Raw genomic sequence first — 24,094 nt, forward strand, 5'->3', positions numbered from 1 at the left:
GCAGTCATGGTGTCCCAGTGGGCTCGGGGGTCCGACGACTCCGGCACGTTCTGGCTCGAGGTCTTGGGGGAGACCGCACCGGTGCCGGTGCCGCTGGGGAGGCTGTTCAGCCCGGAGGCCGAACCGGCCGCGGAATGCCCGGCGTATCTGTACGTGTGGACCTTCGGGTACACGGGTGACATGCAGGTGGACACGCGCGTGACGCTGTTGTTCCCTTCCGTCGCCGGATGGCGGTGCAAGGACGTCCAGGCCGTCGTATATCACCTGCCGCCGGTGCAGAAGGAGCAGGAGTGGCGCACAGCTCTGGCCGAGGACGTACAGGCGCTGAGGCCGATGCTGGATGTCGCGGGCGAGGCCGTGACCGGGCTTCCCATGCTCGGCCACCTGGCCGCGGCCACGACGCATCTGCGGCTGCGCAGTGCCCCGCAGCTCCCAGAGGCCGGATGGTACGTCGAACGGACCCACCGCATGCTCGACGACGTGCTGTACCAGGGTGTCGAATGGGTGCTCCCGGCCCCGTTCGTGCGACAGATCGGCACCCGGGTCACCGGCGCCCTTCTGGTGCAGTTCATCGAGGCGGCGCCCGCACAGGAGGACACGTCCCCGGCGGGAGCCGGACACCCGGGCATCGTGGCCTGTGCACGGCTGGGGACCCGTCCGGAGGGCCCCGAGGCCCGTGCCGGTCTGCCGCTCTCCGACACGGCACAATAGGGGCCGTGTCCCGACGTGCCGCCCGTCCTGTGAAGTCCGTGTCCGTCTGCCCCTGTGGTCGGTCCGAGCCGTATGAGACGTGCTGCGGGCGGTATCACTGCGGTGGGGCGGCCGCGCCGACCGCCGAGGCGCTGATGCGGTCGCGGTACAGCGCCTTCGTGAAGGGGGACCGTGGGTATCTGCTGCGGACGTGGCATCCGCGTACCCGGCCGGCGCGGTTGGAGCTCGACCCGGCGATGATGTGGACCGGGCTCGAGGTGCTGGGCGCGACGGAGGGGTCGGCCTTCCACAGCACCGGGACCGTGACGTTCCGGGCGTCCTACCGGGGTGGCTCGCTGCACGAGCGGAGCCGGTTCGAGCGGGTCGACGGGGTGTGGGTGTATGTCGACGGGGAGTTCCTCGGCGAGTAGGCCCTACGGCGCGAGGATGTCCAGTTCCTGGAGGGCGCCCGTGGTGATCTCCCGGGTCAGCTGTTCGGCGCGGGCCGCGTCGCCCGCGCGCACCGCCTCCGCGACCTGGACGTGCAGGGTGACGGCGGCCGGGTCGGGGTCCTCGAACATGATCTCGTGGTGGGTACGGCCCGTGAGGACCTCGGCGACGACGTCCCCGAGGCGGGCGAACATCTCGTTGCCGGAGGCGGCGAGGATGACCCGGTGGAAGGCGATGTCGTGGACGAGGTAGCCCTCCAGCCTGTGGCCGCGTGAGTTGGCCACCATGCCGAGCGCGCACTCGGTGAGCTCGGCGCACTGCTCCGCCGTCGCGTTCTTCGCCGCGAGGCCCGCCGCGACCGGTTCGACCGCCGAGCGCAGCACCGTCAGCGAGCGCAACTGGTGCGGGCGGTCGGCGCCCGCCAGACGCCAGCGGATGACCTGCGGGTCGTAGACGTTCCACTCGGCCTTGGGGCGGACCGTCACGCCCACCCGGCGGCGGGACTCGACCAGGTGCATGGACTCCAGGACACGCACCGCCTCGCGCATCACCGACCGTGACACCTCGAAGTGCTGTGCCATCTCGTCCGTCCGCAGAACGCTGCCCGGCGGGTACTCGCCGGCAGTGATGGCGGGGCCGAGGGAGTCCAGTACATGGCCGTGCAGACCCCGGCCCGGTGTGCTCATGCACTCAGCGTACAGAGTGGATCACTGAGATAAAAAGTCAGACTTATACATCACACACTCTTGAATTCGTCGTACCTAATGCGTTTCAGTGAGGCCGACGCCGGATGTCGGACGCCGGCGTCGCTTGTCGAGGAAGACAGCGAGGCAGTGATGCGTACCCCGCACGTCGTCGTGGTGATGGGCGTCGCCGGCACGGGCAAGACCACGATCGGTCCCCTGCTCGCCGCCCGGCTCGGCGTCCCGTACGCCGAGGGCGACGACTTCCACCCGCAGGCCAACATCGACAAGATGTCGGCCGGGATCCCGCTCGGCGACGAGGACAGGTGGCCGTGGCTCGACGCCATCGGCGCCTGGGCGGACGGGCGGCGCGGGCTCGGCGGGGTGGTCAGCAGCTCGGCGCTGAAGCGGTCGTACCGCGACCGGCTCAGGGCGACGGCACCCGGCATCGTGTTCGTGCATCTCACGGGCGACCGGAAGCTCATCGAGGACCGGATGTCCCACCGGCAGGGGCACTTCATGCCGGCCGCGCTGCTGGACTCCCAGTTCGCCACGCTCCAGCCGCTCCAGCCGGACGAGGCGGGCGTCGCCGTGGATGTCTCCGGGTCCCCGGAGGAGATCACCGAGCGGGCCGCCAAGGCGCTGGACGCACTTCCCGACGCACCGCGGTAACACCCCGCGGCAGCACCTCCGCCGCACCGCGGCAGCACCCCCCACCGCAGCAACACCCCTCCCCCGTCCCCCGTATCTGCAAGGGAACCCCGTGACCAGACTCAGCGTCGAGATGCTGGCAGCGGACACCGTCGAGCCGATCACCTCGGCCGGCCACGCCCAGCTGGGCATCGCCGTGCTGGCCGGTATCGCCGTCATCGTCCTGCTCATCACCAAGTTCAAACTCCATGCCTTCCTGGCGCTGACCATCGGGTCGCTGGCGCTGGGCGCGTTCGCCGGGGCGCCGCTCGACAAGGCGATCGTCAGTTTCACCACCGGGCTCGGCACCACGGTCGCCGGCGTCGGTGTGCTCATCGCGCTGGGCGCGATCCTCGGCAAGCTGCTCGCCGACTCGGGCGGCGCGGACCAGATCGTCGACACGATCCTCGCCAGGGCGGGTGGCCGGGCGATGCCGTGGGCGATGGTGCTGATCGCCTCCGTGATCGGTCTGCCACTGTTCTTCGAGGTCGGCATCGTGCTGCTGATCCCGGTGGTCCTGATGGTCGCCAAGCGCGGCAACTACTCCCTGATGCGCATCGGCATCCCGGCGCTCGCGGGCCTGTCCGTGATGCACGGCCTGGTGCCGCCGCATCCCGGGCCGCTGGTCGCGATCGACGCGGTCAAGGCCAACCTGGGCGTCACGCTCGCGCTCGGCGTCCTCGTCGCGATACCCACCGTGATCATCGCCGGTCCGCTGTTCTCCAAGGTCGCTGCCCGGTGGGTGGACGTGCCGGCCCCGGAGCGCATGATCCCGCAGCGCCCCTCCGAGGAGCTGGAGAAGCGCCCCGGCTTCGGCGTCACCCTCGCCACGATCCTGCTGCCGGTCGTCCTGATGCTGGCCAAGGCGCTGGTGGACATCGTGGTCGACGATCCGACACACCTGGTGCAGCGCGTCTTCGACGTCATCGGCTCGCCGCTGATCGCCCTGCTCACGGCCGTGATCGTCGGCATGTTCACGTTGGGCCGGCCGGCCGGGTTCAGCAAGGAGCGGATCTCGCGGACGGTCGAGAAGGGTCTCGCTCCCATCGCGGGCATCCTGCTCATCGTCGGCGCGGGCGGCGGCTTCAAGCAGACGCTGATCGACAGCGGTGTCGGTCAGATGATCCTGGACATCTCCAAGGACTGGTCGATACCGGCCCTGCTGCTGGCCTGGCTGATCGCGGTGGCGATCCGGCTGGCGACGGGTTCGGCCACGGTGGCGACCGTCTCGGCGGCGGGTCTCGTGGCCCCGCTGGCCGCCGACATGTCGACGACCCACGCGGCCCTGCTGGTCCTGGCCATCGGCGCCGGATCGCTCTTCCTCAGCCATGTCAACGACGCCGGATTCTGGCTGGTGAAGGAGTACTTCGGCCTCAGCGTCGGCCAGAACCTGAAGACCTGGTCGGTCATGGAGTGCATCATCTCGGTGGTCGCGGGCGGTCTGGTCCTCCTCCTGTCACTCGTGATCTAGGAGCCGCACCGGATCCGCCGGCCTACAGGGGGCGGCCCACCAAGGAGTCGAGGATGTCGCGGGCGGCGGTCAGGTCGTCGATCGCCGCCGTGATCCTGGCCCGCTCCCTGGCGATGCCGTCCACGAGCTCGGGGCACCTGCCGGCCAGGACGACATCGGGGTCGTCGACGCAGGGCACGATCTCCGCGATGGCGGCGGTGCCGAGGCCCGCGGAGAGCAGGACCTGGACACGCCGCACCGTCGTGACGTCCCGCTCCTCGTACTCGCGGTATCCGCTGGGCCGCCGCTGCGGTGCCAGCAGACCCTGCTCCTCGTAGTAGCGCAGGGCACGCGGGCTCACGCCGGTGCGCCGGGAGAGCTCACCGATTCTCATGGGGCCGAGTCGAGCAGGGACTTGACTCTCACGTCAACGTGAATGTCTAGCGTCGCGGCATGACGAATACGACCGCCTAGACGCCTGTCTCCGTCCTCGGCCTCGGCCCCATGGGCCGGGCTCTGGCCTCCGCCTTCCTGACGACCGGTCATCCGCTGACCGTGTGGAACCGCACGCCCGGCCGGACCGGCGACCTCCCCGAACGGGGAGCCGTCGTCGCCGGCGGGGTCGCGGAGGCGGTGCGGGGCGGGCGGGTGATCGTCGCCTGTCTCCTGGACTACGCCGCCGTACGGGCCGTCCTCGACCCGCCGCCGGCCGACTGGACCGGACGCGTCCTGGTCAACCTCTCCAGCGGGCGGCCCGCTCAGGCGCGCGCCCTGGCGCAGTGGGCCGCCGGGCACGGCATCCGCTACCTGGACGGCGCGATCCTCACCCCGACCCCGGCCATGGGCACCCCGTCGGCCGCGGTGCTGTACAGCGGGGCGCCCGACGTGCACGAGGCCGTGCGGGACACCATGGCCGCGCTCGGGGGCACCCAGGTCCACGTCGGCGAGGATCCCGGGCGGGCGGCGGCTCACGAGGTCGCGCTGCTCGATCTGTTCGCCACCGCGGTGCACGGTGTCGCGCACGCCTCCGCCCTCGGCTCGGCGGAGGGGGTCGCGCCGCGGGAGCCGGAACCCTTCGCGGCGGGCGTCGGCGGGCTGCTGCCCGAGATGGTCACCCGGTTCGCCGGGCAGCTGGAGGCGGGCGACTTCCCCGGGGAACGTTCCACGATCGGGGCGGCCGCGACGACACTCGGACATCTCGTCGAAGCGGCCGCCGACCGCGGCCTCGACACCGGCGCACTGAGCGCGGCCAAGCGCGCCGCCGGCCGGGCCGTCGCCGCCGGTCACGGGACAGCAGGGCCGGCACGCCTGGCCACGGTCCTGAAGAGCGACGAACCGGTCTGACGGTGGCCGATCACCGCGTCCGGAGCCGCCGCTCGGCGACCGTGTTCAGGGCCGCCACAGCGGATGCTCCCGCTTCGCCCACTCCCGGCTCACCCTGCCGGTGCGCAACCCACGGCGGGCCTCCGGGTCGGCCAGGGCCATGCCGATGTGGCCCGCGAGGACAACGCCGATGGTGAGGGCCAGCCAGTCGTGGACGAAGGTCGCCGAGGTGCGCCACATGAGCGGGGTGAGATGGGTGAACCACATCATCAGGCCCGTGGCGAGCATCACCACCGTGGCGCCGGCGATCCACGCGGCGTACACCTTCTGCCCGGCGTTGAACTTGCCGGCCGGGCGGGAGGAGCGCCGCTTGTCGCGGACCAGGGCCGCCCGCAGCCAGAGCCGGTCGTGCGGGCCGAACCGGTTGAGGAAGCCCAGGTCGGTGCGGAAGGCACGGGAGGCGAGGCCGAGCAGGACCGGCACGGGCAGGGCCAGGCCCGCGCACTCGTGGATGCGGACGACCAGTTCGCGGCGGCCGACCAGGACGGCGAGCTGCGGGATGTAGAGGAAGGCCGCGGTCAGCACGACGATGCCCATCAGGGCGGCCGTGGTGCGGTGGATCCAGCGCTCGGCCGGAGTGAAGCGGCGGACGCGGGAGTCCGGCGGGGCCGGCGTCTCAGCTCGTAGGCTCATCGGTCCGTCCGTTCGAGCGGCCCACCCAGGCGTCGACGTCGTAGCCGAGCTTCTCCCAGTAGCCCGGCTGGACGTGGTCCGTCACGGTGATGCCGGAGAGCCATTTGGCGGACTTGTAGAAGTACATGGGGGCGACGTAGAGGCGGACGGGTCCGCCGTGGTCGTGGCCGATGTCCTTGTCCTGCATGCGCAGGGCGACCAGCACATCGGCGCGGCGGGCCTGTTCGAGGGTGAGGCTCTCGCTGTAGACGCCGTCGAAGCAGGTGAAGCGGATCGCCTTGCCGCTGCCGCGCACGCCCGCCGCGTCCAGCAGGTCCGAGAGCCGTACGCCCTCGAAGGGGGTGCCCGGGACCCGCCAGCCGGTGACGCACTGGACGTCCTTGACCAGCCGGGTCTGGGGCAGGGCGCGCAGGTCGGCGAGGGTGTAGCTACGCGGGTGGTCCACGAGTCCGTCGATCGTGAGGCGGTAGTTCACGGGGCCCTTGTGCGGCACGGACGCGGCGACCGAGTAGTAGCGGAACCCGCCGCCGTTCGGCAGCAGGCCCGTCAGGCCCGTGGGGTCCTTGCCGGACACGGTGCCGAGGAAGGCCTCCATGCCGCGCTGCAGGGTGGGGGCGGTGACCACGCCGAGTGCGCCCAGGCCGATGGTGCCGAGCAGCACGCGGCGGCCTATCGGCCGGCCCTCCTCGGACGCCCGCCGCTCGGGTTGCCGCGGCCGCTCCTCGGGTTGTTCGGAGTTCACGTATTCATTCGAGCACTCCGGGCCCCGGCGGGACCAGGGAACGCGGGCACAGGTCAGACTTCCGTAATCACTTCTTACGCGCGTCTCGTACGCACACACGTCTCAGAAATGCAGGTACACGTCCCGGAAGGCGCCCTGCCGGGAGACGGTGTCCTGGGCCGTGCCGAGCGCGCGGGCCCGTGCCGCGCGGAAGGCGGCGCACGGGTCCCGGTCCGGATACGACCAGGGCGCGGGAGTGACGTGCCGGCCGATGCCCCGGAACAGCGCGGCGGCCTCGGCGCCCCGGCCCGCGCAGGACATGGCGTGGGCGAGGAAGTTCAGGTCGACATGGCGGCGCGGGTGGTCGTCGTGCTCCCACTCCAGCCACCACTGGAAGGCGGCCCGCAGCACACGCCGGGCCCGTCGCCCCGTCCAGTGCCCGGAGGCGGCCGGGTCGGCGGGCGCGCGTCCGGTCGCGGCCAGGGCCCGGTAGCGCTCGGTGTGCGCGACGACCGGCAGGACGGCGAGCGGGGAGTCGGCGGGTGCCCGCTCGGCCGCGCGGTCGGCGAAGTCGTACACCTCGTGCCGTGGGTCCGGGCCGTCCTCGGCCTGCCGCTCGGCGAGGCGGGCGGCCATCAGATGATGGGCGTGGTGGTGGTCGGGGTGGCGCCGGCACACCTCGGCGAAGATCCGGTCCGCCTCCTTCCCGGCGCGCTCCAGCCGGAGCAGGCCGAGCCACGGGGTCGGGTCGGCGGGCGCGAGTGCGGCCGCGGCACGGCAGGCCTCGCGGGCCGCGGTGGGGTCCTCCTTGCGGCACCGGGCGCGCCGCACCAGGCTCAGAGCGAGCAGTACGGAGGCGTCGGCGGAGCCGGGCTCGGCGAACAGCCAGTCGCGGGCCCAGGCGGCGGCGTAGGGCTCCCGGGCAAGGACGGTGATCCGGTGTCCGCGGCGGTCCCAGTCGTCGCCGGTGTGCAGCAGCAACGAGCGGACCGCCTGCCGACGGCCCTGGACCAGAGCGGTGCGCGCGACGACCAGTTCGGAGTCGCCGAGGGCGCCGTCGAACGCATGGGCCGTGCGTTCACGGCCGGGGCCGAGCAGAGGCGGGTATGGGGGTGGGGGCACCGCTGGACTTCCTGGTTCTCGGACTGCCATCGACCGATCACGCACAGCAAACCCTCAGCCAACACTTTGCGTCAAGCCGAACCGGCTAATACTGCCTTCAACTACCTTTGCGAAAGCGGAACTTGAGGCGGTCGCGGCCGCCCGTGAGCGCTGCGCCTCAGGTCACCCGTGTGGCGTACGCCATAGCGTCGCCCCTCCGGGCGTCGGACCATGGCCGTACGGTCCCGCCGCCGCCCGCGATCCCGCCTTGATCGACTGGGCATCGTGACCGATTCAACCGCCCGGTTCCGGGCACTCCCAGGGGCAACGGCGTCCCGGGAGCGCTACAGTCGGCCACTGACGCACACCGTGGCCCGGCCGGATGATCGAGGTACGCAGCGTGTCGGTTCTGGTTCTGATTCTCGCCGTGAGCGCGGCCTGTTGCCTGGGCTTCGGGTTCGTGCTCCAGCAGAACGCCGCCCAGCAGGCACCGCTCAGCGACTTCCTCTCGCCCCGTCTGCTGCTCGACCTGATGAAGGTGCCGCGCTGGCTGGGCGGCATCGGGCTGATGGTGGCCGGCATGATCCTGGGTGCGGTCGCACTCGGCAAGGGTGAGATCTCCCTCGTGGAGCCGCTGCTGGCGACCAACCTCCTGTTCGCCTTCGCCCTCTCCCGGCACCAGACCAAGCACAAGCTCAGCCACCAGGGCGCGACGGGCCTCGCACTGCTCGCGGGCGGCGTGACGATGTTCATCCTCGCGGGGCAGCCGCGCAGCGGCACCGCCGTCGACAGCCCGTTCCGCCACTGGCTGATCATCGGCATCATGCTGGGCTCGGCACTGATCCTGACCACCTACGCCAAGCGCTCCCGGCTGACCTGGGCCCCGGTGCTGCTGGCCCTCGCGGCCGGCCTGCTGTACGGCGTACAGGACGCGCTGACCCGGGTGAGCGGGCAGCGCTTCGGCGCGGGCGGCCTCACCGACGTACTCACCGGCTGGCAGCCGTACGGTGTGCTCGTGCTCGGTGTCACCGGGCTGATCCTGGTGCAGAGCGCGTTCGAGACCGCGCCGCTGCGCATGTCGCTGCCCGCCCTGACCGCCGCCCAGCCGCTCGCCGGGATCCTGTGCGGAGTGGGCTTCCTCGGCGACCGGTTGCGCACCGACACCGGGGCACTGGCCTGGGAGGCGGCGGGCCTCGCGGCCGTGGTGGTGGGCATCGTCCTGCTCGGCCTGCACCCGGCGATGCCGCGCGGCACGGCGGAGGAGAGCACGGCCCGGGACCTGCAGCCGCACTGACCCCCACCGCCCGGCCCGGCCGGGTCGCGGCCCCTGATTGGATGGGCCCATGAGCGCTGCTGACGAGATCCTCGACATCGTCGACGAGAAGGACCAGGTCATCGGGCAGTACCCGCGCGGCGAGGCGTACGCCCGCAAGCTGCGCCACCGCTGCGCCTTCATCCAGGTCCGTGACCGTGAGGGCCGGATCTTCGTGCACCGCCGCACACCGACCAAGCTGGTCTTCCCCTCCCTGTACGACATGTTCGTCGGCGGAGTCGTCGGCGCGGGCGAGTCCTACGACGACGCGGCCCTGCGCGAGGCCGAGGAGGAACTGGGGGTGTCCGGCCTCCCGCGCCCGACCTTCCTCTTCAAGTTCCTGTACGCCGACGAGGCGGGCCGGACCTGGTGGTCCGCGGTGTACGAGGTGCGCTGCGACCTTCCGGTACGGCCGCAGGTGGAGGAGGTCGCCTGGCACGACTTCCTCACCGAGGAAGAGCTGGAACGGCGCCTCGGGGAGTGGGAGTGGGTGCCGGACGGGGTGTCGGCCCATGAGCGGCTCAAGACCTACCGGACGGCCGGGGACACAGCTCGATAGGGTCCTGGCCGTGATCGAATTCCTGCGGAACGTCCGCCTGTGGTTCGCGCCGGACCTGGTTCGGGAAGAGGGCAGCACCCCGGACTACCGGTTCTCCCTGGCCAACGAGCGCACCTTCCTGGCCTGGCTGCGGACCGCGCTCGCGCTGATCGGCGGCGGGTTCGCCGTGGACCAGTTCCTGCCGGACCTGCGCTGGGGCTGGCGCGTCGGGCTGGCGCTCGCGCTGCTGGGGGCCGGGGTGCTGTGCTCGCTGCGCGCGGTCAACCACTGGGTGCGCTGCGAGCGTGCCATGCGCAGGGGCGAGGATCTGCCGGTGTCGCGCTTCCCGGCGCTGCTGAGCCTGGTCATCGCGGTGGTGGCGGTGGCGATGGTCGTCGTCGTACTCGTCGGGTGGGAGGGGTGAGTACCGACCGGGACCCGGGGCTGCAGCCGGAGCGGACGAGGCTCGCCTGGCGCCGTACGACGCTGTCGTACGCCGTCGCCGCCGTGCTCGCGCTGCGGAACGCCGTGCACGGCGGGGTGACGGCCACCGCGCTCGTCGTGTGCGCCCTGTGCGGTGCCCTCTGGCTGGGCTTCGTCTGGGCCGCCCATCGCCGTATCCGCGCCCTCGCGGCCTCCGGCCGTCCCGCGGCCCTGACACCTCCGGAGGCCACGGTGGCGGTGCTGTGCATCGTGGCGACGGCGGTGTGCGCGGCGGTGCTCGTCTTCTAGGCGGGTCCCTTACGCCTCCGCCTCCGCCTCCCAGTCCACCGTCACCACGATCTTGCCGCGGGTCCGGCCCTCCTGGTTCATGCGGTGGGCGTCCGCCGCCCGCTCCAGCGGCAGGGTCTCGGACACATGCACGGTCACCGCCCCCTGTTCGACCAGCTCGGACAGCTTGCGCAGGTCCGCCGCGTCGGGGCGCACGAAGTGGTAGCGGCCGCCGTAGCTCAGCACCTCGGGGTCGGCGATCGACACCAGGCGGCCCTCGGGCGCGAGCAGGTTGGCCGAGATCCGCAACGTGTCGCCGCCGATGGTGTCGAGCGCCGCGTCCACCCCCTCGGGCGCCAGCCCGCGCACCCGCTCGGCCAGGCCACCGCCGTAGACGACCGGTTCGCCGCCCAGGCCGCGCACGAAGTCGTGGTTGTGCTCGCTCGCCGTACCGATGACCCGGGCGCCGAGGCGGGCCGCGATCTGGACGGCCATCGAGCCGACCCCGCCCGCGGCCGCGTGCACCAGGACGGTCTCGCCCCGCTTGACCTCCAGGACCTTGACGAGCGACTGGTAGGCGGTGAGCCCGGCCAGCGGCAGTCCGGCCGCCTCCTCGAAGGACACGTTGCGCGGCTTGCGGGCGAGGGTGCGCACCGGCGCGGCGACGTACTCGGCGAAGGTGCCGCGGGAGAGGAAGTCCTCCCGGACGTAGCCGACGACCTCGTCGCCGACGGTGAACTCCGTGACGGCGACGCCGGGCTGCACGACGACCCCGGAGACGTCCCAGCCGGGGATCACCGGGAAGACGGTGTCCAGGACGCCGTCCAGGTGGCCCTCGCGGCACTTCCAGTCGACGGGGTTGACGGCCGCCGCGCGCACCTTCACCAGCACCGAGTCGGGACCGACCTTCGGGTCGCGCACGTCGCCGTACTCGAGCACCTCGGGTCCGCCGTACCGGCTGTAGCTGATGCCCTTCATGGCACCGACCCTCTGGGGTAGTCGGGCGCCACGCAACCGGGATGCCCCGATATGTGCCGTTCGCGTGGCAGCCTGTCCGACGTCATCACCTCATACCACCGACGTCATCACCCCGTACCACCGAAGGTGAGCACCCATGACCACCCTTCACCAGGAACACACCGCCCACGGCACCCACGTCCACGGCCCGGGCTGCGGGCACACAGCCGTTCCGCACGGCGACCACCTCGACTACGCGCACGACGGGCATCTGCACCGCGAGCACGACGAGCACTGGGACGAGTGCGAGCCCACCGGGCACGTCACACACGAGGATCACGACCACCAGCACGGCGCGGGCTGCGGACACGGGCGTGTGCGACACGGCGACCATGTCGACTATCTGCACGACGGCCACCGGCACGCCGAGCACGACGGCCACTGGGACGACCACTGAGGGGCCGGAATCCGACGGTCGGCGGCTCCCACGCGTCCTGCGCCGGGAGCCGTCCGCCTATCGTGGCACCGATCACTTTTGGCTCCCCCACTGGACGGCATACCGACCGGTCGGCATCATGAGTCGGGTCCTGTAAATCCGTTCGTAGGAGCGATGTATGAGCCCCGACCACCCGCCCGGACTCGACCTGGACCGGCTGCGCGGCCTGCTCGACCGTGAACGGCCCGGTCTGGTGGACGGCCCCCTGACAGGCCGGCTGATCGAGGGCGGACGGTCGAACCTCACCTACGCGCTCTCCGACGGCACGTCGAAGTGGGTCGTACGGCGTCCCCCGCTCGGCCACGTCCTGGCCACCGCGCACGACATGAAGCGCGAGTACCGGGTGATCAGCGCGCTGCACCCGACGAATGTGCCGGTGCCGCGTCCGGTGCTGCTGTGCGAGGACGAGGAGGTGCTCGGGGCGCCCTTCTACGTCATGGAGTTCGTCGAGGGCACGCCGTACCGCACCGCCGACCAGCTCGCGCCGCTGGGTCCCGAGCGCACCCGCAACGCGGTGCTCTCCCTGGTCGACACCCTGGTCGAGCTGCACGCGGTGGACCCCGCCGAGGTGGGCCTGGCGGACTTCGGCCGTCCCGAGGGCTTCCTGGACCGCCAGCTGCGCCGCTGGGGCAAGCAGCTGGACGCCTCCCGCAACCGCGAGCTGGCCGGCATCGACGAGCTGCACGCGGCGCTCGGACGGCAGCTGCCGCACTCCCCCGCGCCCGCCGTGGTGCATGGCGACTACCGGCTCGACAACGTCCTCATCGGGTCCGACGACAGGATCAAGGCGATCCTCGACTGGGAGATGTCGACCCTCGGCGATCCGCTCACCGACCTGGGCCTGCTGGTGATGTACAGCATGCCGCTGAGCATGCCCGGATCGCCCGTCTCCACCACCGCCGAGGCCGCCGGGCACCCCACTCCGGCCGAGCTGATCGAGCGCTACGCCACGCGTTCCGGGCGGGACGTCTCCGCCGTCTCCTGGTACACGGCCTTCGCCTGGTTCAAGCTCGCCGTGATCCTGGAGGGCATCCACTACCGCTACACGCTGGGCCAGACGGTCGGGCGCGGCTTCGACCGCATCGGCGACCTCGTGCCCGTCTTCATCGACCACGGACTGACCACTCTTCAGGAAGGCTGACCGGCATGGACTTCGCGTTCGACGCGCGCACCGAGGAGCTGCGCGGCAAGCTGCTCGCTTTCATGGACGAGTACGTCTACCCGGCGGAGGCGGTGGCGGAGGAGCAGCGCGCGCGGCTGGCGTCGCCCTGGGACACGCCCGCCGTGGTGGAGGAGCTGAAGGCGGAGGCGCGCAGGCAGGGCCTGTGGAACCTCTTCCTCCCGGACGAGCACGGCGCGGGACTCACCAACCTCCAGTACGCCCCGCTGGCCGAGATCACCGGCCGCTCGCCGCACCTGGCGCCCACCGCCACCAACTGCGCCGCGCCCGACACCGGCAACATGGAGGTGCTCGCGCAGTTCGGTGACGAGCGGCAGAAGAAGCAGTGGCTGGAGCCGCTGCTGGCGGGTGAGATCCGCTCGGCGTTCGCGATGACCGAGCCGGAGGTGGCCTCCTCGGACGCCACCAACATCACCACGCTCATAGAGCGGGACGGCGACGAGTACGTCATCACCGGGCGCAAGTGGTACATCTCCGGGGCGATGAACCCGGACTGCAAGATCTTCATCGTGATGGGCAAGACCGACCCCGACGGGCCGGACATCCGCCGTCAGCAGTCCATGGTCCTGGTCCCGCGCGACACCCCGGGTGTCACCGTCGAGCGGGCGATGCAGGTCTTCGGCTACGAGGACCACTCGCACGGCGGCCACGCCGAGGTCGTCTTCGATCACGCGCGCGTGCCGGTGTCCAACCTGATCGGCGAGGAGGGCGGCGGCTTCGCGATCGCCCAGGCGCGCCTCGGTCCGGGCCGCATCCACCACTGCATGCGGCTGATCGGCATGGCCGAGCGGGCGATCGAGCTGATGTGCCGCCGGGCCGTGTCCCGCACCGCCTTCGGCAAGGCGCTGGCCCAGCAGGGCGTGGTCCACAACTGGATCGCGGACGCCCGGGTCGCGGTCGAACAGCTGCGGCTGCTGGTCCTGAAGACGGCCTGGCTGATGGACACGGTCGGCAACAGGGGCGCCCACACGGAGATCCAGGCCATCAAGATCGCCACGCCCCGTACGGTCGTCGACATCATCGACCGCGCGATCCAGCTGCACGGCGCGGGCGGCGTCAGTCAGGACTTCCCGCTGGCCGAGCTGTACGCGGCGGCCCGCACCCTGATGATCGCCGACGGCCCGGACGAGGTCCACCAGCGCTCACTGGCACGCCGCGAGCTGAAGAAGTACCTCTGAGCAAGACGTACCTGTGACCAACAGGTGAGGGGCGGCCGCCCGTGGCGGCCGCCCGTGGCGGCCGCCCCTCATGTGTGCTCGCTGATGTGCTCGTGCGTGCTCGCCGTTGTCCTCGTCTGTCCTCGTCTGTCCTCGTCGACCGCTACGGCCGCAGCGCGCGCAGCAGGAGGTCCGCCAGGTGGTCGGCGACCTCCTGGGGGGTCAGGGGGCCGTTGGGGCGGTACCAGGTCGACAGGTGGTGGACCGAGCCGAAGTGGTAGTCGACGACGAGGTCGGCCGGGGTCGCCTTGGAGAAGACGCCCTCCTGCTGGCCCTCCTCGATGAGCGCACGGAAGCGTTCGTGGTAGCGCCGGCGCTCGGCGCGCACCTGCTTGTTCTTCTCAGGGCTCAGATGGTGCATCGAGCGGAAGAAGATCATCGCGTCGTCGAGGTTCTCGATCGTCGTGACGACCACGTCCGCCGCGGCGGCGCGCAGCCGCTTCTCCACCGGTTCGTCCGCGCCCGCGAAGGCGTCGAGCCGCTCCTGCTGGACGCGCAGCACGCGCGCGTACACCTCGTGCAGCAGGTCGTCCTTGGACCCGAAGTAGTGGTACAGCGCCCCCTTGGTGACGCCCGCCGCCTCGACGATCTCCTGCACCGAGGTGCGGTCGTAGCCCTGCTCGGCGAAGAGCCGGGTGGCGGCGGCAAGGAGCCGCTGCGGAACAGGAGCCCCGTCCCCGTCCGTCGTCCTGGCCACTGCCGCCACCTGCCTTTCCGTCATGCCTCACCGGCTTTCGTGCGCTCGGGAACGAAGTTCCCGACGGAGGATCTTCCCACTTGCGGTCTTGGGCAAGTCGGGCAGGATCTCCACCTGACGCGGGTATTTGTAGGCCGCCAGTCTCTCCTTGCAGTAGACGGCAAGTGCGTCGGGGTCGGTTTCGGCACCCGGACGGAGGCTGATGTAGGCCTTGACGGTCTCCCCGCGGTACCCGTCCGGCACCCCGACGACGGCCGCCTCGCGCACCGCCGGGTGCGTGTACAGCACGTCCTCGACCTCGCGCGGCCACACCTTGAAGCCGGACGCGTTGATCATGTCCTTCTTGCGGTCGACGACGTACACCCAGCCCTGTTCGTCCATGAACCCGATGTCGCCGGTGCGCAACTCGCCGTCCGGGAAGGTCTCGGCGGTCGCCTCGGGCCGCCGCCAGTAGCCGGGCACGACCTGCGGGCCGCGTACGACGATCTCGCCCTGTTCGCCGAAGGGGACCTCGGCGCCCTGGTCGTCGACGATGCGGACGACCGAGTCCGGGCCCGGCACGCCCACGGCCAGGGTCCCGGAGACCGGGTCCACGGGCGCCTCGAGGCCCGGCGGCACGGAGGCGCAGGGCCCGCTGCACTCGGTGAGCCCGTAGCCGGTGCGGATGTACGGGCCGAAGCCGGCCCGGAACTTCTCGACCAGGGCGGGCGGCACCGGGGCGCCGCCCGAGGAGAGGTTCACGAAGGAGGCGAAGTGCTCCGGGGTGCTGTCCGGGTGGGCGGCGAGCGCCATGTAGGCGGTGGACGGGCCGACCGTGTAGTGCGGGCGGTGCTCGGCGAACATGTCCAGGACCAGGCCGGGCTCGAAGCGGTAGGCGAGCACCAGCGTGCCCGCGCTGTTGAGGCAGGCGCCGAACTGGCAGACCATCCCGGTGATGTGGAACAGGGGCGCGAGGGCGTAGTAGACCGGCCCCTCGGGCAGGGCCAGGCCGGTGCGCTGCCGCTCGGCGCTGAACATGATGTTGCCGTGCGTGTTGGTGGCGCCCTTGGGGGTGCCGCTGGTGCCCGAGGTGTAGCTGATCAGGGCGATGTCGGCGGGGCCGGGGTCCCGTCCCTCGGGTGCCGTGCCGCCCTGCCGGGCGACGGTGACGAGGTCGTCGGCGTCGGCGGCCGGGGGCAGCCGCTCGAAGGTCAGCACGCGCGCGTCGTCGCGGGTCTGGAAGTCCAGCTCGCAGCCGGTGAGCACGATGCGCACCGGCGACGCGGCGGCCGTCTCGCGCAGATACGACTCCCAGGCCCGGTCGGAGCAGATCAGCGCGGCCACCTCGCCGTCCCGCAGGACATGGGCGACCTCCGCCGACTTGTACATCGGGTTGACCGGGACGACGGTGGCTCCCGCCTTCCAGGCGCCCAGGACGGCGAGCACGAAGTGCGGGGAGTTCTGCAGCAGGACGGCGACCCGGTCGCCGCGCTCCAGGCCGCGGGCGGCGAGATGACCGGCGACCGAGTCGCTCAGCTCGTCGACCTCGCGGTAGCTGAGACGGCCGTCGAAGTAGGCCAGGAAGGCGCGGTCCGGGGCCTCGCCGACCGCGCGGCGCAGCGCGTGCACCAGCGAGTCGGCCGGGGCGACGGGGGCGCGCTGGACGTCGCTCAGGAGGCTCAGCCAGGGCTTGGCCGCATAGCGGGATTCGGTCACCTGGTCGCCTCCCACTTCTGCTGGATGTGGTTCATGTTCGTCAGCCAGTGGTCGGGGTCGGTGGCCCGCGCCTGGTAGTACCCGGCGACCTCGGGGTGCGGCAGGATCAGGAAGCGGTCGTCCTCGATGCCCTTGAAGAGGGCGTCCGCGACGTCCTCCGGCTCGATCGCGGTGGGCTGGAGGACCAGGTCGCCCGCGCTGCCGGTGGCGGCGAGCATATCGGTGCGGACGCCCTGCGGGCAGATCGCGTGGACCTTGAGGCCGCGATGGCGGTACGTCAGCGACAGCCACTCGGCGAAGGAGTAGGCGCCGTGCTTGGTGACGCTGTAGGGGGCGGCGCCGATCATGGTGAGCAGGCCGGCGGCGGAGACCGTGGAGACGAAGCGGCCGCTGCCGCGTTCCAGCCAGGCCGGGAGGAGTTCGTGGGCGGCGCGTACATGCGCCATGACGTTGACGTCCCAGGCCCGTGCCCAGACCGACTCCTCGGCCGCCTCGGAGCCGCCGGAGGCGAGGCCCGCGTTGGCGCAGTAGATGTCGACCGTGCCGCCGAGTGCCTCGCGGGCCGCGCCGATGATCGCGGAGGCGTCGCCGGGGACCGCGATCTGGCCAATCTCGTCGGCGACGGCCTCGGCCTTGGCCGCGTCCAGGTCGTTGACGACGACCCGGGCGCCCTCGGCGGCGAACCGGCGGGCCAGCGCGGCCCCGATGCCCCGGCCCGCTCCGGTGACGACCACTCCCGCGTCCTGCACGGCTTCCACCATCGGTCTCCTTCGAAGCGACGCGACTCGGCTCTGCCGAGCCAGACTAACCAGTCGGTATGTGTAAGCGGAAGGGTGACTGGAACACCTTCAGGGACCGCTGACGGCCCGCACCCGCCCCACTTACGGAGGTCAACCATGCGCCTGTCAAGACGAGGTCTCCTGGCATCGGCCACGGCGGTGGCCGTACCGCCCGCACCGACGCCGGCCGGAGCCGAGCGCCACGGGCGGCTGCGCACCGGGTTCGAACGCCTCGCCGCCGACGGGTACGCCCTGCTGGCAGGACAGCGCATCGGCATCGTCACCAACCCGACCGGCGTCGCCAAGGACGTACACCACATCGTGGATGTGATGCATGCCGACGCGCGCGTGCGGCTGACCGCCGTCTTCGGCCCCGAGCACGGCTTTCGCGGCACCGCGCAGGCAGGCGGCTCCGAGGGGCGCTACGACGACCCGGCGACCGGGCTGCCGGTCTACGACACCTACCTCAAGAGCGGCCGGCCGCTGGCGGACGTCTTCACCGCCTCCGGCGTCGACACGGTCGTCTTCGACATCCAGGACGCGGGTGCGCGCTTCTACACCTACATCTGGACCCTGTACGACTGCATGGAGGCGGCGCAGCTCGCGGGAAAGCGGTTCGTGGTGCTCGACCGGCCGAACCCGGTGACCGGGCGGTCCGCCCAAGGGCCGGTGCTGCACAAGGAGTTCGCGAGCTTCGTCGGGCGTGAGCCGATCGCGCAGGCGCACGGGATGACGGTGGCCGAGCTGGCGCGCCTGTTCAACGGGGAGTTCCTGAGCGCGCCGGTCGCGCTGGAGACCGTACTGATGACGGGCTGGAAGCGGTCCGACTTCTACGACGCCGCCGGGCTGCCCTGGGTGCCGCCGAGCCCGAACATGCCGACGCCCGACACCGCTCTCGTCTACTCGGGGACGTGTCTTTTCGAGGGGACCAACCTCTCCGAGGGGCGGGGCACGACGCGGCCCTTCGAACTGCTGGGCGCGGAGGGCGTCGACGGGCGCTGGGCGGCCGCGGCGAACGAACTCGGGCTGCCGGGCGTGCGGTTCAGGGAGGCGTACTTCGCTCCCACCTTCTCCAAGTTCCAGGGCAAGACGATCGGGGGTGTGCAGATCCATGTGCACGACCGGGACGCGTACGACCCGGTGCGTACCGGGATCGCGCTCCTGGTGACCTCCAAGAAGGTCTGGAGCGGCTTCGGTTGGCGGTCCGACAACTGGATCGACAAGCTCACGGGGTCCACCCGGGTGCGCACGACGATCGACGCGGGCGCGAGTGCGGAGGAGGTGGTCGCCGGCTGGCAGGACGAGCTGGCGGCGTTCCGGCGGATTCGAAAGGAATATCTGCTGTACAGGTGAGCCGCGACGTATGGCCATTCTTGCCCCCCGGCGGGACGATGCGCGCACATCGCACCACTTCGGGGGACGAGGGGGCCTGTCATGGCGGATCCTGGGATGAGCGTGACTCCCTACTGGGAGCTGACCTTCGACGCGGACGGAGACGTGGACGGCCGCGAACGGGACCGGCTGCTGGCCGAGGTCCCGGCCCGTGCCGTCCGTGATCTGATCGTCTTCGCGCACGGCTGGAACAACGACCGGTCGGGCGCGACGGGTCTGTACCACCAGTTCTTCGCGCCCGTCCCGAATCTGGCCCCCAAGGCGAAACTCGGCTACGTGGGTGTGATCTGGCCGTCGATGCGGTTCTGCGACGAGCCGATCCCCAACTTCCCCAAGTCCGTGGTGGCCACGGAGACCGAGGCGGCGCCGCGCCCGGCGCTGGACCAGGACACCCGGCACGCTCTCCTGGAGACCTTTCCGGGCCGGGCGACGGTGGTCGACCAGATCGCCCGGATGCTGGACCAGCAGCCCGGCGACCAGTCCGAACTGGAGGAGTTCGGACGGCTGGTACGGCTGCTGGTCGAGGTGGTGCCGGGCGGACCGCAGCCGCTGTTCGCGGCGGACACCCTCGCGGAGGGCGTGCCGCAGAGCGAGCCCGTGCTGTTCACCGGGGACACGGCGACGGTCTGCGACGACTTCGCCGAGGCGCTGGCATACCTCCGCTCCGGCGGCGCCACGGCGGAGTTCTCGCTGCCCAACCCCTGGAACGGAGCGCGGGAGCTGCTGCGGCAGGCGACGTACTACGCGATGAAGCGGCGGGCAGGCACCGTCGGGGAACGTGGACTCGGGCGGGTGATCGGACAGTTGGCCGGTGCGGCGCCGGATCTGCGGGTGCATCTGGTGGGGCACAGCTTCGGCGGGCGGCTGGTGTCGTTCGCGCTGCGCGGGCTGCCCGAGGGCGTGCACACGGTGAAGTCCGTGACACTGTTCCAAGGGGCCTTCTCGCACTACGCGTTCGCGGCCCGGCTGCCGCACGACCCGCGCGCGGGCGGGGTGCTGCAGGGCCAGCAGAACCGGATCGACGGCCCCCTGGTGTGCTGCTACTCCCACTTCGACTCGGCGCTGGGCACCCTCTACCCACTCGCCTCCCGGATGGCGGACGACGACGAATCCTTCGCGGGCTTCGACCTCGGCCGGTCGCTCGGCCCCAAGTGGGGCGCGATGGGCCACGACGGGGTGCAGGCGGTACCGGGCACCCACGCCCTGGACCTCGCCACGGCCCTGCACGGACCGCTGCCCTCATCGGGCTGCGTGAACATCGACGCGGCAGCCGTCGTCAGACACGGAGGCCCACCGGCCGGCGCACACAGCGACATCGCACACCCCGAACTGGCGAGGGTGGTACTGGCGGCGGGCCGTATCGCCTGACCCGCCGCCGGACGGGCATCACCGATCGATCCAGGCCGCGTCCGCCCCGCCCCGTGCGGGCACCCGCTCGGCCTTGCGAGGTGGAGCGGCCGACGGCAGAGACGAAGGCTCCGGACGGGGACGGGTGTGCGGCGGGCCGCATCACGTGACCTGCCCCCGGACGGGCATCACCGGTCGTTCCAGGCCGCGCCCGCCCCGACCCGTGCGGAAGCGGCCGGGCACAGAGGCCAAGGCCCTGGTCGGAGACCGGTACGCGGCGGGCCGTATCGCCTGACCCGCCGCCGTGCGGGTGTCACCGGTGTGAGGTGTACTCCACTACCTGCTGGAAGGTCGGGCGGTTCTGCCAGCTGATCTTGCCGTGTTTGATGCCGCCCAGGGTGCGCTGGACGATCGAGTCGGCGCACCACTGGTCGCCCGCCGAGCACTGGTCGTCGCCGGGGTAGACCTGGGCCGCAGTGAGGCCGGCCGCCGACTTGAGCGTGCTGATCAGGATGTCCCGGCAGGAGCTCAAGTTCCCCGCGCCGCAGTACTTCTGCTCCAGGCCGCCCTGCACGGGCTCACCGAGCACCGCCCGGATGTCCTTGTCGACATAGCTCCACCAGCCGTACTGGAAGGAGCTGCCGGCGTGCGAGCCGGTCGGGCCGTGTCCGGCCGACGGGGCCTCGTCGATCGGCAGGTTGTCGGAGAGGGCGGTGTACAGGTCGCTGCCCAGGCCGGGTTCGAACTCGGCCTTCACCAGCAGCGGCCACCACGCGTCCAGGATCCGGATCGCGTCCGCGTTGGCGTAGGTCTTCGAACCTGCCGACGTCTCCGTGCGCTTGGCGCCCGCTGTCACCCACGCCTGCAGCTTGCTCACCGCAGCGGCGGCCGTGGAGTCGGTCACCGGCGAGCTGTTGACGACCTTCAGCAGCTTCGGCAGCACATCCTCGGCCCGCAGGTCGGCAAGGGCCGCGTCCGCCATCGCCTTCACCAGGGACGTCCGCGTCACCCCGCCGGCCGCGACCAGCTTCTTCACCCGGTCCTCCAGCAGGTTGCCGCGATGCACCGACCCGTCGCCCCAGGGCGCGGTCGTGTAGTCCTTGGCCTGCTTGTTGTTCCAGGAGACGTAGTAGTCCTGGTCGACGGAGTTGGGGTGCGCGGAGGCCGGGGTGTAGTCGGCCGTGTTGGTGGCCGGGTTCCAGTTCTTCCACTCGTAGGCCGCCTGCCCCCACACCGGGAACTCGGCGTCCACACCGCTCGCCCGCACCGGGTTGTCACCGCTGTTGTAGTACGCGGTGTGCTGGGAGTCGGCGTAGAACCAGTTGAAGGTGTAGTTGATGTGCTGCGCCGCGCTCTGGAAGTCCTTGGGGCCCTTGACATAGTCGGGGTCGTTCAGCATCTGGAAGCCGATGATCGAGTCGGCCTCGTGCATGTAGGAGGAGCGCAGGGTGGTGTAGGCGACCTTCTTGCCGCCGACGGTCGCCCGGTACTCCACCGGTCCGTATTTCGTCCGCCACACCCGCATCGTGTACGACCCCGCCGCGGTCCCGTCGGCGGTCGTCGGCTTCCACGCGTTCTTCTGTTCGACCTTGTCCATGGCCGTGCAGGTGCCGTGGTACAGGTAGTGGTAGTCGTCCTGGCACAGCTCGACGGCGTAGCTGTCGATGATGTCCTGACCGGAGGTCGTCGCGCTCCAGGAGTAGTCCTGGCCCCGGCCGAGTTCGACATACATGCTCAGCCCCGCGAAGGAGGCGCCGCGGGCGCTGATGCCCGGGCCCTGGATCTCCTGGAGCATGAGCAGCTGCGGGGCGAAGTAGCCGGTCTGCGGTCCGAAGACGGCGACCGGGTGGCCGCTCGCGGTGTACTTGCCGCTCACCACGAGGGCGTTGGACATACCGCGCTTGGCGGAGCTCAGGGTCGTGGCCGCCGCCGTCGCCGAGGCGCTGGTCGCGCTCGTTGTGCCCGCGCTGCCCGTACGGTCGTACACCAGCGGTTCCTGGTTCACCGAACCGGCGTCGGGCAGCGCCTCGCCCTGGGGGCTGTCCGGCTTGGTCGCATACGGGAAGCTCTCGCCGTTGTGGACGGTCAGAACGGCCTCGGGGTCGTTGCGCTCGCGGAAGGACTCCCAGACCTTGGTGCCCTCCTCCACGCCGTACTTGGACTGGGCGGCGATCAGGGAGATCGCGTTGTTGACCTCACCGCCTCCGCCCGAGCCGAAGAGCGAGCCGATGACCGAGCCCAGCGCCACCAGGTCGGTGATCTTGAAGTGGTCGATGGTGCCTGCGTTGGTGATCGAGTCCTTGTGTCCCGTCAGTACGTATTCGCCCGGAAAGTAACGGCCGCTGTCCGAGGCGTCGATATAGGCGTTGATGCCGTCCAGGTAGGCATTGGCGTCGGAGAGGGCCTGCCGGCCGCGTGCGCCGTTGTTGGCGACGGCGTTGTCGATCTGGGCCTGCAGGTCGGCCTCTGTGTAGGGGGCGTTGCGGTAGAACTCCTGCTCAAGGCCCTGGTTGGCGGGCGCGCCGCCGGCGAACGTGGTCAGCTGGCCGCGCCCGACGTGCCGGAAGACGTCCATCAGCCACAGCCGGTCCTCAGCGGCGGCATACCCGGCGCCGAACTCCGTGCCGTATCTGGTGGTACCGGTGATGTGCGGCACACCGGCCTTCTTGTCGCGGACGATCGTCACGTCGCCGCGGTTGGCCGGCTTCTCGGTGGACGCGACTTGGTCGGAAGCGACCCCGAACGACGCGTCGTTGAAGAACGTGTTGATCTTCGCGTCGGTGAGCCCGGAGTAGCCCGTGGCCAGGTTGGCATAGGGGCCGAGCTGGTCCTCGGCATGGTCGGGCTGGGTGCCGAAGATCTGGTTGAGGAGGATCTGGGCGAGGGTCGCGTTGCCGTTCTCACCGGGCGGCAGGATGTCCGAGCACTGGCCGCCGCAGTAGTCGTTGGAGGCCGTGGCCGCGGTGGCGGTCGCCTGGGTCAGCGGGGAGAGCAGACCCGCGATCAGCGCGCATACGGATGCCGTTTTCAGGAACCCGGTGAGCCTGCGGGGAGTTCTCAGTCTGGTGAACAACGCGTTGCGTGGGGTGCGCCGTGCCATGGCAGCTCCTGGGGAACGGGTGTTGGCGGGACGTTACCGCCGGTATCCCCGAGATTGAAGATGAACATGCGTCACTTTTTAAAGTCACCCGAGGCGTTGCCCCGGCGGGTCAACCCGGGCCGCCTTATGGACGGCATCGGAAATCGAATGGAGCCGAATCGTGTGTCGATACGTCTATTCGGCGACGTCGAGTGAAGTCCCTACGGCGACGCCGAAGTGACCGAAGAACAGGTGCAGGTGTGACGGAGGTGCAGGGCGATGGCCGGTTTCCGGAGTCTGGCGAGACAGGTGCGAGATCCGCGGTGCGACCTGGCGCTGCGGCGCTACTCACTGCGCAAGTGCCTGGAGAGGTTCGCTCCTTACGGACACAGGGCGACCTGGGACCATCTGTGCTCGCGGGCCGGGTTCGGCCCCGAGGACCGGTCCCCCGATCCGGCGCGTCTCGTGGCCGCGTTGGATGAACTGGAGGAAGCGCGGGCGGTCTGGCTCGCCTATGAGGTCGAGTTCGCCGAGCGCCGCAAGAAGGAGAAGCACGGCGGGCTGCGTCGGCCGGGCAGCGTGGACGACTGGCACCGGCTGACCTGGGGCGGCTTCGGTGTCGCCTGGTGCGACGACCCGCGTGTCCACCCCCATGAACCACTGGCCGAGGTGCTGCGACGGCTGATCGCCGCCCTGGAACGCGAACCGGGCTCGTCCTGCCCGGTGTGCGACGGGGAGCGCCTCATCTGGAAGTACGACCTGGACCACGAACCCTCGGCGGGTCCGGTCTGCGCGGACTGCGGGATTCTGGTACCCCGGCCCGTACTCACCCCCGAGGCGCTGGCCTACGCCAGGCGCGGCAGGCTGCTCGTGTCGGCCTGAGGCATGCCGGG

Annotated in this window: 25 protein-coding genes and 1 pseudogene; 16 read left to right on the forward strand and 10 right to left on the reverse strand. The window is 71.0% G+C overall.

Going from position 1 to position 24,094, the window contains the following annotated elements; translation table 11 throughout:
- Positions 1-6: 6 nt before the first annotated feature.
- Both ACZ4EG_RS22420 and ACZ4EG_RS22425 read left to right on the forward strand, forming a co-directional pair.
- On the forward strand, positions 7-711 hold the full coding sequence (locus ACZ4EG_RS22420; RefSeq protein WP_467791807.1) for a hypothetical protein: 705 nt from the start codon (positions 7-9) through the stop codon (positions 709-711).
- A gap of 38 nt (positions 712-749) precedes the next feature.
- Entirely contained in the window at positions 750-1,121 is a 372-nt protein-coding gene (locus ACZ4EG_RS22425) for a YchJ family protein (protein WP_467791879.1), read from the forward strand.
- Between the two features lie 3 nt (positions 1,122-1,124).
- On the opposite strand, the gene ACZ4EG_RS22430 is transcribed toward ACZ4EG_RS22425, so the two are convergent.
- Positions 1,125-1,826 (reverse strand): FadR/GntR family transcriptional regulator, encoded by a 702-nt coding sequence (locus ACZ4EG_RS22430; RefSeq protein ID WP_363296655.1) that lies wholly within the window; start codon positions 1,824-1,826, stop codon positions 1,125-1,127.
- A 150-nt stretch (positions 1,827-1,976) separates the two neighbouring features.
- Here ACZ4EG_RS22430 and ACZ4EG_RS22435 point away from each other — a divergent pair, with 150 nt between their 5' ends.
- Complete coding sequence (locus tag ACZ4EG_RS22435; protein WP_453549846.1) at positions 1,977-2,495, forward strand: gluconokinase; 519 nt, start codon at positions 1,977-1,979, stop codon at positions 2,493-2,495.
- Between the two features lie 91 nt (positions 2,496-2,586).
- Positions 2,587-3,984 (forward strand): GntP family permease, encoded by a 1,398-nt coding sequence (locus ACZ4EG_RS22440; RefSeq protein WP_390731535.1) that lies wholly within the window; start codon positions 2,587-2,589, stop codon positions 3,982-3,984.
- Between the two features lie 22 nt (positions 3,985-4,006).
- On the opposite strand, the gene ACZ4EG_RS22445 is transcribed toward ACZ4EG_RS22440, so the two are convergent.
- On the reverse strand, positions 4,007-4,357 hold the full coding sequence (locus tag ACZ4EG_RS22445; protein ID WP_467791808.1) for a MerR family transcriptional regulator: 351 nt from the start codon (positions 4,355-4,357) through the stop codon (positions 4,007-4,009).
- Positions 4,358-4,455: 98 nt separating this feature from the next.
- On the opposite strand from ACZ4EG_RS22445, the pseudogene ACZ4EG_RS22450 reads away from it, so the two are divergent.
- Both ACZ4EG_RS22450 and ACZ4EG_RS22455 read left to right on the forward strand, forming a co-directional pair.
- Positions 4,456-4,896, forward strand: a pseudogene (locus ACZ4EG_RS22450) (NAD(P)-dependent oxidoreductase); the annotation flags it as partial.
- Complete coding sequence (locus ACZ4EG_RS22455; RefSeq protein WP_467791880.1) at positions 4,873-5,307, forward strand: imine reductase family protein; 435 nt, start codon at positions 4,873-4,875, stop codon at positions 5,305-5,307. The pseudogene ACZ4EG_RS22450 and the gene ACZ4EG_RS22455, both read left to right, overlap by 24 nt.
- Positions 5,308-5,352: 45 nt before the next feature.
- Here ACZ4EG_RS22455 and ACZ4EG_RS22460 read toward each other — a convergent pair whose 3' ends face one another.
- From ACZ4EG_RS22460 to ACZ4EG_RS22470, 3 genes are all read right to left on the reverse strand, one after another.
- A complete protein-coding gene (locus ACZ4EG_RS22460) occupies positions 5,353-5,979 on the reverse strand; it encodes a cytochrome b/b6 domain-containing protein (RefSeq protein ID WP_467791809.1) in 627 nt (208 codons plus the stop codon).
- On the reverse strand, positions 5,963-6,721 hold the full coding sequence (locus ACZ4EG_RS22465) for a molybdopterin-dependent oxidoreductase (RefSeq protein ID WP_453549857.1): 759 nt from the start codon (positions 6,719-6,721) through the stop codon (positions 5,963-5,965). The genes ACZ4EG_RS22460 and ACZ4EG_RS22465 overlap by 17 nt, the downstream gene beginning before the upstream one ends.
- A 102-nt stretch (positions 6,722-6,823) precedes the next feature.
- Positions 6,824-7,852, reverse strand: a complete 1,029-nt coding sequence (locus ACZ4EG_RS22470) for a hypothetical protein (RefSeq protein ID WP_467791810.1) — start codon at positions 7,850-7,852, stop codon at positions 6,824-6,826.
- A 349-nt stretch (positions 7,853-8,201) separates the two neighbouring features.
- Here ACZ4EG_RS22470 and ACZ4EG_RS22475 point away from each other — a divergent pair, with 349 nt between their 5' ends.
- The 4 genes from ACZ4EG_RS22475 to ACZ4EG_RS22490 are packed head-to-tail and all read left to right on the forward strand — an operon-like array spanning position 8,202 to position 10,383.
- On the forward strand, positions 8,202-9,095 hold the full coding sequence (locus ACZ4EG_RS22475) for a DMT family transporter (RefSeq protein WP_467791811.1): 894 nt from the start codon (positions 8,202-8,204) through the stop codon (positions 9,093-9,095).
- A gap of 49 nt (positions 9,096-9,144) precedes the next feature.
- Positions 9,145-9,672 (forward strand): NUDIX hydrolase, encoded by a 528-nt coding sequence (locus ACZ4EG_RS22480; protein ID WP_467791812.1) that lies wholly within the window; start codon positions 9,145-9,147, stop codon positions 9,670-9,672.
- 10 nt (positions 9,673-9,682) lie between these two features.
- On the forward strand, positions 9,683-10,075 hold the full coding sequence (locus ACZ4EG_RS22485; RefSeq protein ID WP_453549868.1) for a YidH family protein: 393 nt from the start codon (positions 9,683-9,685) through the stop codon (positions 10,073-10,075).
- Positions 10,072-10,383 carry a DUF202 domain-containing protein gene (locus tag ACZ4EG_RS22490; protein ID WP_453549870.1) on the forward strand — a complete coding sequence of 104 codons (312 nt, stop codon included), beginning with the start codon at positions 10,072-10,074 and terminating at the stop codon, positions 10,381-10,383. The genes ACZ4EG_RS22485 and ACZ4EG_RS22490 overlap by 4 nt, the downstream gene beginning before the upstream one ends.
- 9 nt (positions 10,384-10,392) lie before the next feature.
- Here the strand turns inward: ACZ4EG_RS22490 and ACZ4EG_RS22495 are convergent, their stop codons facing one another.
- Positions 10,393-11,340 carry an NADP-dependent oxidoreductase gene (locus tag ACZ4EG_RS22495; protein WP_467791813.1) on the reverse strand — a complete coding sequence of 316 codons (948 nt, stop codon included), beginning with the start codon at positions 11,338-11,340 and terminating at the stop codon, positions 10,393-10,395.
- 136 nt (positions 11,341-11,476) lie between these two features.
- Here ACZ4EG_RS22495 and ACZ4EG_RS22500 point away from each other — a divergent pair, with 136 nt between their 5' ends.
- The 3 genes from ACZ4EG_RS22500 to ACZ4EG_RS22510 all read left to right on the forward strand — a co-directional run bounded on the left by ACZ4EG_RS22500 (position 11,477) and on the right by ACZ4EG_RS22510 (position 14,173).
- Positions 11,477-11,776 (forward strand): hypothetical protein, encoded by a 300-nt coding sequence (locus ACZ4EG_RS22500; protein WP_390711023.1) that lies wholly within the window; start codon positions 11,477-11,479, stop codon positions 11,774-11,776.
- 157 nt (positions 11,777-11,933) lie between these two features.
- Positions 11,934-12,956: a phosphotransferase family protein gene (locus ACZ4EG_RS22505; RefSeq protein ID WP_467791814.1), complete on the forward strand. Its 1,023-nt coding sequence runs from the start codon at positions 11,934-11,936 to the stop codon at positions 12,954-12,956.
- A gap of 5 nt (positions 12,957-12,961) precedes the next feature.
- On the forward strand, positions 12,962-14,173 hold the full coding sequence (locus ACZ4EG_RS22510; protein WP_390711025.1) for an acyl-CoA dehydrogenase family protein: 1,212 nt from the start codon (positions 12,962-12,964) through the stop codon (positions 14,171-14,173).
- A gap of 142 nt (positions 14,174-14,315) precedes the next feature.
- On the opposite strand, the gene ACZ4EG_RS22515 is transcribed toward ACZ4EG_RS22510, so the two are convergent.
- From ACZ4EG_RS22515 to ACZ4EG_RS22525, 3 genes are read right to left on the reverse strand one after another with little or no spacing between them, the layout of a single operon-like run.
- Positions 14,316-14,909 carry a TetR/AcrR family transcriptional regulator gene (locus tag ACZ4EG_RS22515; protein WP_453549878.1) on the reverse strand — a complete coding sequence of 198 codons (594 nt, stop codon included), beginning with the start codon at positions 14,907-14,909 and terminating at the stop codon, positions 14,316-14,318.
- Positions 14,910-14,936: 27 nt separating this feature from the next.
- On the reverse strand, positions 14,937-16,604 hold the full coding sequence (locus tag ACZ4EG_RS22520; protein WP_467791815.1) for a class I adenylate-forming enzyme family protein: 1,668 nt from the start codon (positions 16,602-16,604) through the stop codon (positions 14,937-14,939).
- On the reverse strand, positions 16,601-17,365 hold the full coding sequence (locus ACZ4EG_RS22525; RefSeq protein ID WP_467791816.1) for an SDR family oxidoreductase: 765 nt from the start codon (positions 17,363-17,365) through the stop codon (positions 16,601-16,603). The genes ACZ4EG_RS22520 and ACZ4EG_RS22525 overlap by 4 nt, the downstream gene beginning before the upstream one ends.
- A gap of 135 nt (positions 17,366-17,500) precedes the next feature.
- On the opposite strand from ACZ4EG_RS22525, the gene ACZ4EG_RS22530 reads away from it, so the two are divergent.
- The gene (locus ACZ4EG_RS22530; protein ID WP_467791817.1) at positions 17,501-18,736 is read left to right on the forward strand and encodes an exo-beta-N-acetylmuramidase NamZ family protein; all 1,236 of its coding nucleotides are present in this window, start codon (positions 17,501-17,503) and stop codon (positions 18,734-18,736) included.
- A gap of 81 nt (positions 18,737-18,817) precedes the next feature.
- On the forward strand, positions 18,818-20,143 hold the full coding sequence (locus ACZ4EG_RS22535) for a serine-threonine protein kinase (RefSeq protein WP_467791818.1): 1,326 nt from the start codon (positions 18,818-18,820) through the stop codon (positions 20,141-20,143).
- A gap of 292 nt (positions 20,144-20,435) precedes the next feature.
- Here ACZ4EG_RS22535 and ACZ4EG_RS22540 read toward each other — a convergent pair whose 3' ends face one another.
- Positions 20,436-23,222, reverse strand: a complete 2,787-nt coding sequence (locus ACZ4EG_RS22540; RefSeq protein ID WP_467791819.1) for a penicillin acylase family protein — start codon at positions 23,220-23,222, stop codon at positions 20,436-20,438.
- Positions 23,223-23,480: 258 nt separating this feature from the next.
- On the opposite strand from ACZ4EG_RS22540, the gene ACZ4EG_RS22545 reads away from it, so the two are divergent.
- Complete coding sequence (locus tag ACZ4EG_RS22545) at positions 23,481-24,083, forward strand: hypothetical protein (RefSeq protein ID WP_363296633.1); 603 nt, start codon at positions 23,481-23,483, stop codon at positions 24,081-24,083.
- Positions 24,084-24,094: the final 11 nt, after the last annotated feature.

This window comes from Streptomyces sp. NPDC025638 (assembly GCF_055558775.1).

Excerpts from the sequence above, each read along its gene's own strand:
- ACZ4EG_RS22535 (WP_467791818.1), top strand. The coding sequence starts at position 18,818 with ATGGCGGATCCTGGGATGAGCGTGACTCCCTACTGGGAGCTGACCTTC.
- ACZ4EG_RS22435 (WP_453549846.1), top strand. The coding sequence starts at position 1,977 with ATGCGTACCCCGCACGTCGTCGTGGTGATGGGCGTCGCCGGCACGGGC.
- ACZ4EG_RS22510 (WP_390711025.1), top strand. The coding sequence starts at position 12,962 with ATGGACTTCGCGTTCGACGCGCGCACCGAGGAGCTGCGCGGCAAGCTG.
- ACZ4EG_RS22505 (WP_467791814.1), top strand. The coding sequence starts at position 11,934 with ATGAGCCCCGACCACCCGCCCGGACTCGACCTGGACCGGCTGCGCGGC.
- ACZ4EG_RS22470 (WP_467791810.1), bottom strand. The coding sequence starts at position 7,852 with ATGGCAGTCCGAGAACCAGGAAGTCCAGCGGTGCCCCCACCCCCATAC.
- ACZ4EG_RS22540 (WP_467791819.1), bottom strand. The coding sequence starts at position 23,222 with ATGGCACGGCGCACCCCACGCAACGCGTTGTTCACCAGACTGAGAACT.
- ACZ4EG_RS22530 (WP_467791817.1), top strand. The coding sequence starts at position 17,501 with ATGCGCCTGTCAAGACGAGGTCTCCTGGCATCGGCCACGGCGGTGGCC.
- ACZ4EG_RS22500 (WP_390711023.1), top strand. The coding sequence starts at position 11,477 with ATGACCACCCTTCACCAGGAACACACCGCCCACGGCACCCACGTCCAC.
- ACZ4EG_RS22495 (WP_467791813.1), bottom strand. The coding sequence starts at position 11,340 with ATGAAGGGCATCAGCTACAGCCGGTACGGCGGACCCGAGGTGCTCGAG.
- ACZ4EG_RS22480 (WP_467791812.1), top strand. The coding sequence starts at position 9,145 with ATGAGCGCTGCTGACGAGATCCTCGACATCGTCGACGAGAAGGACCAG.
- ACZ4EG_RS22420 (WP_467791807.1), top strand. The coding sequence starts at position 7 with ATGGTGTCCCAGTGGGCTCGGGGGTCCGACGACTCCGGCACGTTCTGG.
- ACZ4EG_RS22460 (WP_467791809.1), bottom strand. The coding sequence starts at position 5,979 with ATGAGCCTACGAGCTGAGACGCCGGCCCCGCCGGACTCCCGCGTCCGC.
- ACZ4EG_RS22525 (WP_467791816.1), bottom strand. The coding sequence starts at position 17,365 with ATGGTGGAAGCCGTGCAGGACGCGGGAGTGGTCGTCACCGGAGCGGGC.
- ACZ4EG_RS22430 (WP_363296655.1), bottom strand. The coding sequence starts at position 1,826 with ATGAGCACACCGGGCCGGGGTCTGCACGGCCATGTACTGGACTCCCTC.
- ACZ4EG_RS22545 (WP_363296633.1), top strand. The coding sequence starts at position 23,481 with ATGGCCGGTTTCCGGAGTCTGGCGAGACAGGTGCGAGATCCGCGGTGC.
- ACZ4EG_RS22455 (WP_467791880.1), top strand. The coding sequence starts at position 4,873 with ATGGCCGCGCTCGGGGGCACCCAGGTCCACGTCGGCGAGGATCCCGGG.
- ACZ4EG_RS22445 (WP_467791808.1), bottom strand. The coding sequence starts at position 4,357 with ATGAGAATCGGTGAGCTCTCCCGGCGCACCGGCGTGAGCCCGCGTGCC.